The organism is Microcoleus sp. PH2017_35_SFW_U_B (assembly GCF_020737865.1).
Classification (GTDB): Bacteria; Cyanobacteriota; Cyanobacteriia; order Cyanobacteriales; family Microcoleaceae; genus Microcoleus.
The window spans coordinates 80,842-95,541 of sequence record NZ_JAEQDE010000021.1; the positions used below are offsets into that span (position 1 = coordinate 80,842).

The 14,700-nt window shown below is 45.8% G+C and carries 9 protein-coding genes; 4 read left to right on the forward strand and 5 right to left on the reverse strand.

Annotated elements, in window-relative coordinates:
• The first annotated feature begins 374 nt into the window (after nt 1–374).
• Both JGK36_RS01840 and JGK36_RS01845 read left to right on the forward strand, forming a co-directional pair.
• Nucleotides 375–764, forward strand: a complete 390-nt coding sequence (locus JGK36_RS01840) for a DUF1830 domain-containing protein (RefSeq protein WP_293176394.1) — start codon at nt 375–377, stop codon at nt 762–764.
• 482 nt (nt 765–1,246) lie between these two features.
• Nucleotides 1,247–1,831 (forward strand): hypothetical protein, encoded by a 585-nt coding sequence (locus JGK36_RS01845; protein ID WP_293195949.1) that lies wholly within the window; start codon nt 1,247–1,249, stop codon nt 1,829–1,831.
• A gap of 180 nt (nt 1,832–2,011) precedes the next feature.
• Here the strand turns inward: JGK36_RS01845 and JGK36_RS01850 are convergent, their stop codons facing one another.
• Nucleotides 2,012–2,692, reverse strand: a complete 681-nt coding sequence (locus JGK36_RS01850; protein WP_293195834.1) for a calcium-binding protein — start codon at nt 2,690–2,692, stop codon at nt 2,012–2,014.
• A gap of 599 nt (nt 2,693–3,291) precedes the next feature.
• On the opposite strand from JGK36_RS01850, the gene JGK36_RS01855 reads away from it, so the two are divergent.
• Nucleotides 3,292–4,191 (forward strand): BTAD domain-containing putative transcriptional regulator, encoded by a 900-nt coding sequence (locus JGK36_RS01855; protein WP_293195836.1) that lies wholly within the window; start codon nt 3,292–3,294, stop codon nt 4,189–4,191.
• Between the two features lie 5 nt (nt 4,192–4,196).
• Here JGK36_RS01855 and JGK36_RS01860 read toward each other — a convergent pair whose 3' ends face one another.
• Nucleotides 4,197–7,874: an NB-ARC domain-containing protein gene (locus JGK36_RS01860; protein ID WP_293176400.1), complete on the reverse strand. Its 3,678-nt coding sequence runs from the start codon at nt 7,872–7,874 to the stop codon at nt 4,197–4,199.
• A 470-nt stretch (nt 7,875–8,344) separates the two neighbouring features.
• Between JGK36_RS01860 and JGK36_RS01865 the strand changes: the two genes are divergently transcribed.
• Nucleotides 8,345–9,709, forward strand: a complete 1,365-nt coding sequence (locus JGK36_RS01865; RefSeq protein WP_293176402.1) for a calcium-binding protein — start codon at nt 8,345–8,347, stop codon at nt 9,707–9,709.
• A 139-nt stretch (nt 9,710–9,848) separates the two neighbouring features.
• On the opposite strand, the gene JGK36_RS01870 is transcribed toward JGK36_RS01865, so the two are convergent.
• The 3 genes from JGK36_RS01870 to JGK36_RS01880 all read right to left on the reverse strand — a co-directional run bounded on the left by JGK36_RS01870 (nt 9,849) and on the right by JGK36_RS01880 (nt 14,669).
• A complete protein-coding gene (locus JGK36_RS01870) occupies nt 9,849–10,925 on the reverse strand; it encodes a DUF3474 domain-containing protein (RefSeq protein ID WP_293176404.1) in 1,077 nt (358 codons plus the stop codon).
• A gap of 1,064 nt (nt 10,926–11,989) precedes the next feature.
• Nucleotides 11,990–13,456: an amidophosphoribosyltransferase gene (gene purF, locus JGK36_RS01875; protein ID WP_293176406.1), complete on the reverse strand. Its 1,467-nt coding sequence runs from the start codon at nt 13,454–13,456 to the stop codon at nt 11,990–11,992.
• Between the two features lie 778 nt (nt 13,457–14,234).
• Complete coding sequence (locus JGK36_RS01880) at nt 14,235–14,669, reverse strand: hypothetical protein (RefSeq protein ID WP_293176408.1); 435 nt, start codon at nt 14,667–14,669, stop codon at nt 14,235–14,237.
• Nucleotides 14,670–14,700 lie beyond the last annotated feature (31 nt).

A 14,700-nucleotide genomic window follows, 5' to 3' on the forward strand; every position in this document is an offset into this window, starting at 1 on the left:
ATTGCCATATCCTAATGTGGAACTTTTTTAACTATGTTTATATTCTTTTAATATAACTTTACATTCAATCTAATTTTCGCAATTTAATATTAAATATTCTTAAATTTTGCTAAGAGGCTTAAGGGTGAGCTGGTGGGTGTCGATGGGCGATCGCAGCAGAAAAAAGTTAAATTTTAAGCAAATACAGCGTATATTGACCGAAAATCGCCGGAAAAAGTCAAAAATTTGGTATTTTTTTGGGTAAAGACAAGTATGAGGTGCGATCGGTCTCTCATCTGTTATTCAGTTGGTAGTCGGCTTTACAGTAGGCCGGGATCGCAAGATGTTAGCCTGAGAAGATAACTAAAACTTTTAGGCAAAGCCCCTCAGCATTTATGGCTCAAATTCTTGACCCAGTACCCTCAGACGCCGACAGCAAAATTCTCTGCTGCTACGTCAACGCCACGAGTCAAATTCAGATTGCTCGCATCTGCAACATTCCTAACTGGTATTTTGAACGAGTGGTGTTTCCCGGACAGCGTTTAGTCTTTGAAGCGATGCGGGCCGCAGCATTGGAAATTCACACCGGGATGATGGCCAGTGCAATTTTGTCGGATAAAATTCCTTGCGATCGCTTGCAGATTAACGAAGGCCCTTATTCAAGCGTCAATCCTAGCAGATCCCGAGGCAAAGCTCAGGGCGATCGCGCCATGATGGCCGGCCGCCCCAAATCCCGAGAAATCTCAGAACCTTTGACAGTACCCGCATTAACAGCCGTTGATTAATATAAGTTGTGAGTTTTGAGTTATAAATTGTCCGTTAATTGATAACTGGGCACTCAAGATTCCAACTCCTGCAAATCGGTAAAAACTCAACAGTTAAAAATCAAAGTTTCTGAATAGAATTTTAGCTCGAAAGTCAACAGTGCAAATATAGTCATGTTTTGCATATTTGCCTGAGTATTTGTAGGGTGCGGATCCATCAACAATCCCTCCCATTTAATCGACTTTTCGAGTGGCGACGCACCTTATACCATTTCTTTCAAGTATTGGTACATAATTATTGAGTTTGTTTGCTCGACTATTCAAAAGTATAGGTGCGTCGCTATTAGACGAGCGATTTTTATTTGGGGATTTTTAATGGCGACGCACCCTACGGCTCAAAACTTCATGAATATAGCCGATACCCGTGCTGCATCAATGATTTGATTCGGGTTCTGCAACTGTCAACTGTCAACTGTCAACTGTCCACTGCTATAATTTCAGCCATGTCAGCAGAACCGATCGCACTTTCGCCATCTTCCCCTCCAGTATTTGAGCCGGCTGTATTCCGGCTTTCTCCCCTGATTAGAATCACGCTGTTGAGTTTGTACTTCGCCCTGAGTATTCCCTTACCGTTTTTGTCGGAAGTAACGAAAGCACCGATTCCGCCCGCTGCACTGTGGGCGGCAATTGCGATCGGCGCAGCGGGCCTTTACGGCGTGCTCAGCGAACGGGTAATCCTCACCGAGGAGGGGATTGAAGTTACCTATCCGAACTGGTTTCCGCGCGTGTTTCGCAGGGGTTGGGATCTTCCTTGGACTGAGGTGAAGGCTCTTAAACCTCGATCGACCGGTCAAGGAGGTTTAGTGTACTATTTTTTGAGTCATGCGGGTGAAGGTTATTTGTTGCCGATGCGGGTGGCTGGATTTGCTAAATTAGTGCGTTTGGTGCAAGCGAAAACGGGTATTGATACTAGAGATGTTCGCCCTTTGTCTCAACCTTGGATGTATCTTATTTTACTTTTATGTACGCTGTTGTTGCTGTTGGTGGATGCGTGGACGATCGCAACGGCGATTAGCATAAAAAGTTAAGAATTTCAAGTAATAATTGGTAATCGGTAATTGCTAATCGGTCAGTCCTGGACGCAACCATCAAAGAAATAGGGGCAACCACGAGTGGATTGCCTCTATAAAACGCTATATGTTGGTGTGTTATATGGCGTCATGCACCCTGCATGACTCGATTATGGATCCTTTATTTCGAGCAGATCCCTAAACGCTAAAGAACGAGGAATTAGGCACATTGATCGTGTCTTGAATAACAGCAATCCGGTTTCCGTTTAACAGAATCTCCGTGTCAAATGCGCTGCCCCCCAGTTGAAGGTCACGATCCTTCCTTAGCGTGTACTGAGACAGACTGCCCTTAATCTGAATCTTGTCGCCCTCACCCGGTGCAAAACCTCGGATCAGCGCGAATTGGTTGGATGCAGTGTAGAAGGCAGTGGAGAAATTGCCAAGCACATAGGTATCTGCACCACCTCCACCAAGAAGATCGTCAACTTGAGAACCAGATTGATTGCCGAAGCCATTCAAGGTGTCATTGCCCAATCCCCCCGTTAGGAAATCTGAGCCCGCCTCACCATTCAAGACATCGTTGCCTTGGCCACCGCTCAACTGATCGTTGCCAGTACCACCGAAAAGTACGTCATTGCCACCATTACCCTGGACGTTATCATTTCCGTTTCCAGCAAAGATTGTGTCATTACCATCGCTCGGCAGGGCTGCACCACCGTTATCACCAAAGATGCGATCGTCTCCGTCAAGACCTTGAATGAAATCGTTTCCTCCAAGTCCCCTGATTGTATCAGCTTGTAAAGAGCCGATCAGATTGTTGTTGCCGTTAGTACCTGTAATATCCATGTTGGGTTTCCTGTTTCTTGTTAATTCAGTCATGTGTAGAACCTAACAAGGCATCGTCTACGCATCGTCCACAGCAGCGTGAATCGATCGTGAATTGGTAAAATTTTCTGGCTTTACTGTTTTGGCTACTATGGAAAAGCTCAGCAATTTCATAACCGTAATTTTTTTGCTGAGGAATGAGAATTAAATAACTTACAAGCTTTATTATTCTTGTGGGATGGGCGTCCCGCCCGTTCTTTATGGACGGGCGGGACGCCCATCCCACTTTCATTGTGTAAATTATTTAATTTGCGATCCTGAGTACCCCTGTGGGTACTTTCTCTGCTCCTGAATCAATACATACGACTTTTTATGACTTTTTATGGCTGGCATTGTCAGTGCATTGGTTTAACTTGGGTTTATCAGGTCAAACAAACCCGCTGATACTAATACTATTCCCTAAAACTCATGCAACAGTAAAAAGAGTAGGTTGATTGCCTGAAATCAAGCCAAGGATGCAGAGTGTAGCAAGAGTTTTTAGAATTGGTATCTCCAGCAAAGATAACTGACTCAAACGCACAATTTAAGTTCTGGGAATTGACCCAAATCACACACTATTCACTCAATTAAGTTTTTGTAAGAGGCACAATATTATGACTCGATTAGCGTTAGCATTGCTCGGACAAATGCAAGTAATGGTGAACGGGCAGCCAATCCTGAATTTCCCCTATGAGAAAGTGCGGGCGCTGTTTGCTTATTTAGCGATCGAATCAAGCTATCCCCATCACCGCGATTCTCTGGCTGCGCTGTTGTGGTCAGATCGGTGCGAGTCAAACGCTCGCAGCAATCTTCGCAAAGCCTTATGCACGCTCCGCCATCTGCTAGCAGATTCGACGGTTCACTCACCGCTATTTCTCACCACGCGCAATACGATTCAGTTTAATCCTGCGGGCGAGCATACGTCTGATGTCGCTATATTAACTCAATTGCTTGATGGTCACAGCGAACATTCCTATGCCGGTGGTGAACTCGATCCAGAATGCGTGTCTGATTTAGAACAAGCAGTTGCTTTGTATCGGGGAGCGTTTCTCGATCGCATTCAACTTCCAGATAGCGAAGCTTTTGAAGCATGGGTGATGCTGAATCGCCAACGATTCCACGAATTTGTGGTCAACGCCTGTATGGCACTTGTCACACACTACGAACACCAGCATAACTATCAAAAAGCACAACATTACGTTCAACGGCAGCTTCAACTAGAACCCTGGAATGAATCAGCCCATCAATGTTTGATACGGATTTTGGCACAGTGCGGGCGGCGCACGGCTGCTTTGAAGCAGTACGATCGCTGCTGTCAGATTCTAGAACAAGAATTAGCCACCGAACCAGAACCCGCAACGATCGAGTTATGGGAAGCGATTCGATCGGGCATATTTCCTGACCGGGCGAGTGCAGATTTCGATCGGGTGAATCTACTATCCATCTCTGCGGTTTCTCAGCACTCGGTTCGAGAATCCTTAGCGGTAGTGGGACAGTGCGGACGGCAGACATGATATAACTAATAACTATTCGCAATTTCCACTGCTCCGAGCGCCTTGAGTGTTGATTTTTGAGCATCGGTTATACCCGTGACACCTGCAATATTCATGCCTTCATAAATCCTGGGCGATCGCATATTTCCAACAGATTCTGCCGTCTCCATTTCCCACAGATTAATAGCTCCATCGGCGCTGCCGCTGGCTATGGTCTTACCATCGGGAGAAATTGCGATCGCCCAAACTTCAGATGTATAGTTCTGGATGGTTTTAACACATTCCCCGGAGCACACATCCCACAACTTAATTGTTTTATCGTGACTGCCGCTGACCAAAATTCGCCCATCTAAACTAAACCGCACGCACCAAACTAAAGCTGCGTGACCTTGCAAGGTTTTCAGACATTCTCCAGACTCAACATCCCACAGTTTTACCGTTTTGTCGTCACCGCTACTTGCTAGAATCTTTCCATCTGGGCTAAAAGCAACCGAAAACAGCAAACTGGTATGACCTGAAAGGGTTTTGAAACATTCCCCAGAACGCACATCCCACAATCTCACCAGTCTATCATCGCTGCCACTGGCTAAAATTGTGCCATCTGGACTGAAAGCAACTGACCAAGCACGACAATTATCTGACAGAATTTGGCAGCATTCACCAGTCTGAACGTTCCACAATCGGAGAGTATGAGCATTATCGCTACTTGCCAATGTGCGACCGTCTGGACTGAAGCTAATGGCAAACACGACATTCGGAATGCTTGTACTCCCCTGCATTACCCGCAGCAATTGACCTGTAGCGACATCCCACAAGCGGATAATGCCACGATTACTGCTGCTAGCAAGCATTTGACCATCTGGACTGAAGGCAACCCACCAAACCCAATTTGTATGTCCTTGCAGTGTTTTGCTGCACTCACCAGATTGGACATCCCATAATTTGAGTGTTGTGTCATCGCTACCGCTGGCTAATAACTGTCCATCTGGACTAAAAGCAAGCGATTTAATCCCAGCGCTGTAGCCGTGCAGCGTCCTGAATGATTCTCCTGTTTCCCGATTCCAGAGCGTGACGGTGCAATCTAAGCTACCACTTGCTAGAGTATGACCTTGCGGGTGAAATGCGATCGACCAGATCCAACCGCAGTGTTTCTGCATAATTTTGAAACACAGTCCAGTCGCAACATCCCAGAGTCGAACCGTGCAATCATAACTGGCACTAGCGATCGCGCAACCATCGGGACTAAACGCGACTCCTGCAACAGGATCGGTATGTCCCCGCAAAATCTTTAAACATTGTCCTGTAGAAATCTCCCACAAGCGAACAGTACCATCCCAACTGCCACTGACCAGAGTTTGATTATCTGGACTAAAAGCAATCGACCGAATGATGTGTGTATGCCCTTGCAATGTGTTAATAATTTCCCCTGTTTCAAGCAGCCACAATTTTATAGTTTTGTCGTAACTACAAGTCGCCAAAAGTTTACCTTCGGGACTAAAAATCACCGATGTTACAAAATTGGTATGTCCCTGAAGCGTCTTTAAACATTCACCCGTTGCCACATCCCACAACTTAATTGTGCAGTCCCAACTACCACTAGCTAAGGTTCGACCGTCTGGACTAAATACAACAGAATCCGCCCATCCGGTATGCTCTCTTAATGTTTGAATACACTCACCAGTAGCCAAATCCCATAACTTGACGGTATGGTCAAAAGAGGCACTTGCTAAAGTTTGATTGTTCGGACTGAAAGCAACACGAGCAATCCAACTGGTGTGTCCTTCACAGGTGAGAAAATCTCGATAATCTTGGGTGCGGCAGACTCGAATCTTACCATCCGCATTGCCGACTGCCAAAAAATTACCATCGGAGCTAAAGGCAACAGATACAGCCCCATTTGAATTGCTGGTAAAAACGGATTTAGATAGATCGGAATTGGCAAAGTTCACTCGATGCAAGTTGGTACCAATCAGATAAGCTTGCCAGATACTCAAGTACGAGAAATCATAGTCGCTTAAATTTATTTTTAATTGAAGTAACAGGTTAATCAAATTGCCACCCGCATATCCCACTGAGTTAGGAAATTGCGATCGCATCCGAAACAAAACCTGATTTAGTTGATATTCGACCTCTTTATTAGAGCGGTATTCGCCGATTAGTCGTTCGGCAAACGGTGCTAAAATTAAGCGAGTTTGGCTTTCTCTGACGTAATCTTTAGCCTCGGCTTTAATCAGGGCGTGGGTTATGAATAAATCTAGATTCTGCGACTGAATTTCCCGCTCGAACCGCTCGATCAACTGTTCGGTAACGTACTCCATCACCACAGGTTGCAAGGTGAATTGTCCGGCATTTTTTTCGATCAGCGATCGCCCTCTTAGCGACAACAAAGCATCCAGCAGTTTAGATTGTGAAGGGAGGGAAACAAAATCCGCCCGTAACTCGGCAAGCGTTATCCATTCTCGATCGATCGCCAGCCAATACACGATCTGCTTTTCCAAGTCTGACAAACGACGAAATTGCCCGTCGAGCAGAATATTGATATCTCCAAACGCGATCGCTCCATGCTCCAAAAAGTTGGTAATATTGCCATCAAATAAATCTCGCACGGTTGTGGAGACAATTTTGAGCGCTAGGGGATTTCCGCAATAATGTTGAGTTAAATTTACCCAATCTGTTTCTGTTGTGGAAAAACACCCATTGGCTTGTAAAATATTTTGCACTTCCTCGGAACTTAAGCCTATTAAGGGTAAGGTTCGCACAGGTGAGTTTTCGCCTTCCAACGGCATCAAAGTTGTGGGTTTTTCCCGACTTGTTAATAGCAGACAACTGGAATGCCCTTCGCTTCCCACTCGTGTCAGAAGTTCCCCATATCCCTCGTAACCTTCTCGATATTGTTCTACTATACCTGTGGGAAAACTCTGGTTTGGCAGGCATCCTGCCTGTCTTTGTGCTTCTGGGCTGGATAAATTTGCGGGGGACTTTGCGCCATCATTACTGCCGAGAATTGCCTCAAGGTTATCCAGGATTAAAAGACAGCGTGAGGCACGTAAATATCCCATTAATTGAGAAATTTGAGCCGACAGCGATGTCGGGAGTGCAGTTTCTTGCTGCCCAGAAAGGATTTGAATCAAATTTAACAATACATCTTCAATTGGTGGCGCGTTGCGTAAGGATTGCCAGATCAGGAAGTCAAAGTTATTTTGAAGTGCGATCGCGAGTTTTGCAGCCAGTGACGTTTTGCCAATTCCACCCATTCCAATCAAGGCAACCAAACGGCAGGAGTCGCTCACAATCCATTGTTGCAGTCGCGCTAATTCCTGATTTCGGCCGTAGAATGCGGAGACATCAACGATTTCTCCCCAGTGGCGGTGTGTAGAAAATTCTTGTTGTTGAATTTGCTGTTGCAGTGGCTGTATTTTTTGTATCTCTGTGCTGGATGATTCTACGGATACCTGACGCGCTCGCCGCCCTATTACTGCTTGAAGATTGCTTTTAGTAACCTTTTCTCCAAGTGCTTGACTGAGTAGTTGCCATAACTTGTAACCCACATCTTTTATATAACTAGCATCATAGCCAGCGCTACCAGCAATATCTAAATAAGATAGCCCTTCCCAAGATTGGCGAAATACGATCTCTTGGATGTTGCTCAGAGAAGTTGGCGCGATCGCACTATCTAAAATTTTCAGTGCTTCTTCCACAGTCATGGCTTTACAGCACTCCTAAATTAGTCTTCTGATATCTTGCTTTTCTTATTTTACGTGAGATAAGTTTTCCAGCCCATCTCACAAGAAAAATTAACCTCTTGCAGGTAAGTATCTCGCCTGCCTAGTCTGTGGATGCAAAATCTGAGTCCTCTTACTTTAACAAGATTTTTCTATGTTTTTACAAAAATAGCGATCTCAACATTTATCGCCCGCCAGCGGACGAACAATGGTCATCGAACTTGCCAATCTTAATCGTACTGACTTTTTCAGACTATTTATTCCTGACTTTTTACGGCCTTTTCTTGTCGTCATATCAAAGCTGATTGCTTAACTTGGGTCTAGAGCGAAACAAAACTTGCATTGTACGCAGCAAGAGTCGCTCAATTGTCAATCATTCATTTGGATGATTTTCTTGAGTTTGTAACAAAAGAGAAACATTCAAACCTAAACAAATAAGGAGAAACAAAATCATGGCGATTATCGGAAACCCAACCCCTGGTAACGACTTAATTCTTGGTGATGCAGCGAATAACTTCATCGATGCCCTCGCAGGCGATGATACTGTCAATGGTAACGGTGGCGATGATTCCCTCCTCGGTGGATTGGGCAATGACCAACTTCTGGGTGCAGTTGGCAATGACACCCTGATCGGTGGAGGAGGCAATGACGTTCTCGTTGGGGATATTTTTGGAGGCACGGGCAATGACAGCCTCAATGGTGGTGCGGGCGACGATGTACTTAACGGAGGCTTAGGTGCAGATACTATCGCTGGCGGCCCCGGAAACGATACCTACAGTGTCGGCTCACTTAATGCCACCTTTATCGAGCAGGCTAATGAAGGCAATGACATCGTTAATTCTCCTATCAGCTTCACTCTACCAAACAACATCGAAAGATTGACTTTGGTGGGAACTGCTAACATCAACGGCACTGGCAATGCCCTTGGGAATAGCATTCTCGGTAATGCCGCTAATAACAGTTTGAGTGGCTTAGCAGGGGATGATACAATTAACGGTCTTGATGGCAATGATACTCTCAATGGTGGTGATGGCATTGACATTCTCAATGGTAACAATGGCGATGACATCCTCAACGGTGGTGCTGGTAATGATGTCATCAATGGTGGTGCTGGAATCGATCGAGTCAAGGTGAATGCTGTTGGAAGTAACATCGTGCTGACTAACACCAGCGTGACGGGTGAGGGGGTTGATAGCCTGAATGGAATTGAGAATGCTGAACTGTTTGTCTTCCAAAGTAACAATATTCCCGGCAACATTGATGCTTCAGCTTTTACCTTAGGATCTGTTACCCTCGATGGTGGAATTGGCAGTAACGTCCTCATTGGTGGCAGTGGCAATGACTTTTTGGATGGAGAAGGTGCCAATGACACTCTCACCGGTGGCAGCGGCGATGACACTCTCAATGGTGGATCTGGTAACGATTTGCTCACTGGCGGTGCTGGTGCCGATCGATTCCTTTACGAAACTGGTCGAGCATTTATTGCTTCCGATGTTGGCCTTGATACTGTCACTTCTTTCAGCGTTAGTTCCGACAAATTCGTTCTATCCAAAAAGACTTTCGATACTCTTATCACTGCTGCTGGTGGAACGTTACTCAGTTCGGAATTTGAAGTTGTAGATAGTTTCATCGAACAGTTTTCAAGCAATGCCAAAATTACTTACAATCGTGTAAGTGGCGATTTGTCTTTTAACCGCAACGGTTCTATCCTAGTTGGCGGAGATGCAGAGGGCGGTTTTATTGCGGATCTCAATCCTGGAAACGTAGCGGGTGGTGCTCCTCTGCTGAGTGCTTCAAATATTCGGATTGTGGCGTAGGGAAGTTGTATGGGATTGGAAAAAATGTAAATAAAAGAAACCCGGTTTTATTGCAAAACCGGGTTTTTGAGTCGGAAGAGTTTTAAACAGTGGACAATTGTCAATAGTCAATTGTCCACTATTAAATTAACCTGCTAACTCAATTCGATTTCCGACTGTTAGGCGATTCGTAGTAAACTCCAGAACCTGTATCGGAAACAAAGTGACAATCCCAGTAAGAGCGAATAAAGCTCTTCCAAATGGGATCGGTTGATTTGCGATAATAATCGCCCAACAGTGGCTTGATGGCTTCTGTGGCTTCCTTCAAGTGATAGTGCGGCATTGTCGAGAAGATGTGGTGGGCGACGTGGGTGCCGATGTCGTGATGGATGGAATTGATGATTCCGTAATCGCGATCGATCGTAGATAGCGCACCTTTCAAGAAATACCAGTCATCTCCGCGATACCAGGGAATATCGGCTTCTGTGTGGTGCAGGAATGTTACCAAATCCAGCCACATTACGAAGATTACGTAGGGAACTAGGTAGAACTTCAGTAAAAACAGCCAACCAAATTGATAGGTTAACGCACCCAAAAAGGCTACCATCAATACCAATGATGCGGAACTCGTCAATACGTCCGCTTTTTCGGAAGGACGGAAAATCGGGCTACCGGGCATGAAGTGAGAACCTACCCGATCGGGCGATCGCCGAAACAGATAAATTGGATAAGCAAATAACATCAAATAAAAGCGTCCCAGCTTCTCGTACCAGGGCATTTGATTGTATTTGCTCTCCGACACTGGATACCAGCTTTCATCGTTGTCCAAGCTGCCTGTATTGGCGTGGTGGGTTCTGTGGCTGATCCGCCAACCGTGGAAGGGTACGAGAATGGGTGCGTGGGAAAGGTGTCCGATCAGGTTGTTGAGCCATTTGCTCTTAGAAAATGAACCGTGCCCGCAGTCGTGCCCGACTACAAACAATGCCCAAAACATGGTTCCCTGCATGAACCAGAAGATTGGATAAAATAACCAGGAATCTAGGCTGTAGGCGATCGCGTATAAACCTGCGATAATTCCAAGATCCAAAAAGAAATAAGCTAGAGATCTCCAAGCCGAGGGTTCAAAACAATGGGCTGGAATGGCTGCTTTGACATCACCAAGAGTAAAAGGTAACTCTTTTGTACGAGAGGATGAGCTGGTATTGCTCGGCTGATTGAGAACAGTATCTAATTGCACGAAGTTTCCGATTTAAGCTGACTTGAGAAACCGCATTCCGCCTTTTAACTTTCACTTTCAGCCCGCAAGGAGCCATATTTTTTACTCTGCAAGGGTTTCTAAAGTTCTTTAGTTCCGCATGAATCGCCCGCCCGCGATTCTCAAGCAAGTTGGCTTGTAGAATATTTGTGTGGGGAGATTTAGCGCGATCGACCCTGTTATCTGAAAAAATCCTATGTGTCCGTTGTTGGTACGAAATGCGACTTCAATTTGAGATCGCACTTTCTGGAGAAACTATCTCCAGTTCGCAGGTAGCATACAACATTTCCAGCAGGTATTGTCAACGAGAGTGTAGGTTGAGCCGATCGATTTTAGATTGGCGATTTTAGATTCAAGGACAAATCTCAAATCCGAAATCTCAAATCGGAGTCTTGGGTTTCACATCAAGCTCTACCTCAATACGCTTGGGCTAACACTGTTTATTGCCCGGAGATCCCCCTCGCATCCCCCTTAAGAAGGGGGACTTTGAGAAGATTCTTGTCCCCCCTTTTTAACGGGGGTTAGGGGGGATCTGTCTTAAACCAAGCCTATTGAGTTCTACCCAACTGATCGCTCCCTACAGTTCACAAATTCTGCCAGAGTTGCTAGAGCTAAGTTAATTTAACATTTCTACACACACTCTGGCAATGACTTACCAGAAAATTTTTTTCAATCGACAAATCGCGGAAAGCGAGCTAAGTAGATGAGTATGAAAATACACAAGTATGTCCGAAGAGAGCGAAACGAAGTGAAGCGAAGCATAAGCCCTAGCCCTTTCAGGGCGGCTTCGCCAACGGGCAGGCACGCGGCTACGCAGGGGTTACGGTTGCTTTACGTTCTGTTACATGAACCGATTTATTTACACCCACCTACTTACCCAAAAACGGATAGAAGCGCTAAACAATCGTCGCGAATACAGCAGAGTTTTAGACTAAAGTTTTAGATATCAGATTCACTGTGCGAGCCGTGTGAATCTAAAATCTAAAATCTAAAATCTAAAATCTAAAATCTACTGACTGGCGATCGCTTTCTCGCTGTTTGGTTTTCTAGGTTGCAGCCTTTTCTAATAAGAGCTTCGCCCGTTTGACCATTTCCGGAATCTCGATCGGATAATCGCCGGTGAAACACGCCGAACAAAAACTTTTCGTGTCTTCGTTAGTCGCACTCAGCATTCCTTCCCGGCTCAAGAAAGCCAAGGAATCCACCCCAATTTGAACGCCAATTTCGGCGACGGATTTGGTAGCAGCAATCAACTGATCTTGATTGTCGGTGTCGATGCCGTAAAAACAAGGATGAGTCACCGGGGGCGAAGAAATTCTCATGTGAACTTCGGTGGCGCCCGCATCCCGCAAGGCTTTGACAATTTTGCGGCTGGTAGTGCCGCGGACGATAGAATCGTCGATAATAATGACCCGCTTTCCTTCCAACACATCTTTGAGAGGGTTGAGTTTCATGCGGATTCCTGACTCGCGCATTGTCTGAGTCGGTTGAATAAAAGTGCGTCCGACGTAGCGATTTTTAATCAATCCTTCGGCGTAAGGAATGCCGGAAGCTTGAGAAAAGCCGATCGCCGCTGGGATTCCAGAATCGGGAACACCGATGACTATATCAGCATCAATCGGAGATTCGACTGCCAACCTCCGCCCGATCCGCAGTCGGTAGGTATATAAATTTTCACCTTCCATAATGCTGTCTGGTCGAGCAAAATAGATCATTTCAAAGACGCAAAGTTTGCGTTTTTGCTGCTGACTCCAGTGGAAAGAAGCCATACCTTCCTCTGTAATCCAAACTAATTCTCCCGGTTCTACGTCCCGCAAAAATTCAGCACCGATAATATCTAATCCGCAGGTTTCCGATGCTAAAACGTACCGTTGCGGAGTTGTGGGGAGGGTGCCAATTACCAGCGGGCGGACGCCGTGGGGGTCGCGGACTCCCATGACGCCTTGGGGGGTGGCGATCGTCAAACTAAAGGCTCCTTGGCACATAGCAAAGGCACTGATCGCAGCTTCCAGCCAGTCTTTGCCCTGGTCTACCTCCCAACCGATCGCCACTGCGATCGCCTCTGAATCCGTCGTGCTGACAAACTCGCACTTCCGAGACAGCAATTCTTCCCGCAATTCTTTAGTATTGACAAGATTCCCGTTATGTGCTAGAGCCAGACTTCCCAAGCGAGTTTCGACAACCACAGGCTGAGCGTTGACCACGCGGGACGAGCCGGTAGTAGAGTAGCGAGTGTGCCCTACGGCTAAGTTACCGGGCAAATGACCTAAATTCGATTCGTTGAAGACTTGGGAAACCAGTCCCATCTCCTTGTGCAGGTGGACTGTTTCACCATCAAAAGTAGCAATTCCGGCGGATTCCTGACCTCGGTGCTGCAAAGCATACAAGCCGAAGTAGGTCAACTTGGCGACATCTTCACCCGGTGCGTAGATACCGAAAACGCCGCAAGCTTCCTCGGGCTTGTCTGGTTTGCTAGAATGCTCGTCAGCCTCGAAGGAATGGTTGGGAATCATAGATGGGTGGGCTCCTAATGGGAACGGTGGGTTAGCGGGAAAGTTTCAGCGGGAAGTTTTGTTTGCGATCGCGTCGCATAACTTAATAATTCCTTAATATTGCCACGGATCGAACATTAATTTCAAGTTGTTTGGCATTCTGGCTGGGGATGTGGGGCGTTTAAGGGGATTGTAATATCGATCGCCCATATCTCTGATAGTAGCGTTTATTCACGGGGGGCGATCCTCTTCGAGGGCTTCGCTAACGGGGGGAAAACCCGCATAAGTAATTCGGGATTCGCAAATCGATAGATTTTGTAGGGAAAATAGGTCTTTTTCAAAGATTAAGATATCGAGGGCGATTTCCTACGGGATAGCTACGCTTCACGGGCTGTTTGAAATATTAGCATTTAATGGCGATCGCTCTTGACTTTTGTGTGAGATTGACATACTATATCATCATGGGAATCTGTGCGGCCATATAAATCATTTTTGACACGACAAGTTATGTCAATAGCACAGAGCAGATAAATTTTTCAGTCTAATTGGTAGGGTGCGTCGCTGCGAGATTCTTGATGAAACTTGCAGATTGTAGATGGCGATGCACCTTACTATTGTGTGGTGCGTCGCTGCGAGATTGTCGATCGAAATTGCAGATTTTCGATGCGACGCACCCTACGGATTAAGTCCATGCACTTGCTATTATGTGGTGCGTCGCTGCGAGATTGTCGATTTGATTTGTAGATTGTTGATAGCGACGCACCCTACGGCTTCAACCCGCACATCCTCCGGGTTTTGTTTATCTAGACGCGGTTTCAACCGCCGCTTCCAATTCTTGAAAAATTTTGTAACTACCGCAAACTACTTCGATACAAATATCTCCTTCCAGCCGAAAGTAGAAAAGAGTTGAAGAACCTGTCTCAACCAAACCCTCTTGATTTTGAAAAGGATAGGACAAAGCAGATAAAATTTGACTTTTATCTTCTGTCAGTTGTCTTAATTCTGCGTTACCTACCCAGAAGCAAGAGTCTTCTGAGTCGGCGTTGACAGGTTGAGAGATTACCTGATGCACGAGTTGATAGAATTCGATCGCAGTATCGTAGATCCCGGTTCCGAAAGTAAAGTCCAAACGCAAGGTTAAAGGTTGAGGGATGAGAGAAATACCTGTGAGGTCGGCACTTTTCAGGTCTTCTATGCAAAAATGTTTTAAAGGGCGATCGGTTGTAGCAGTCATAGAATTACCGTGCCAATAAATTATGGTGGAA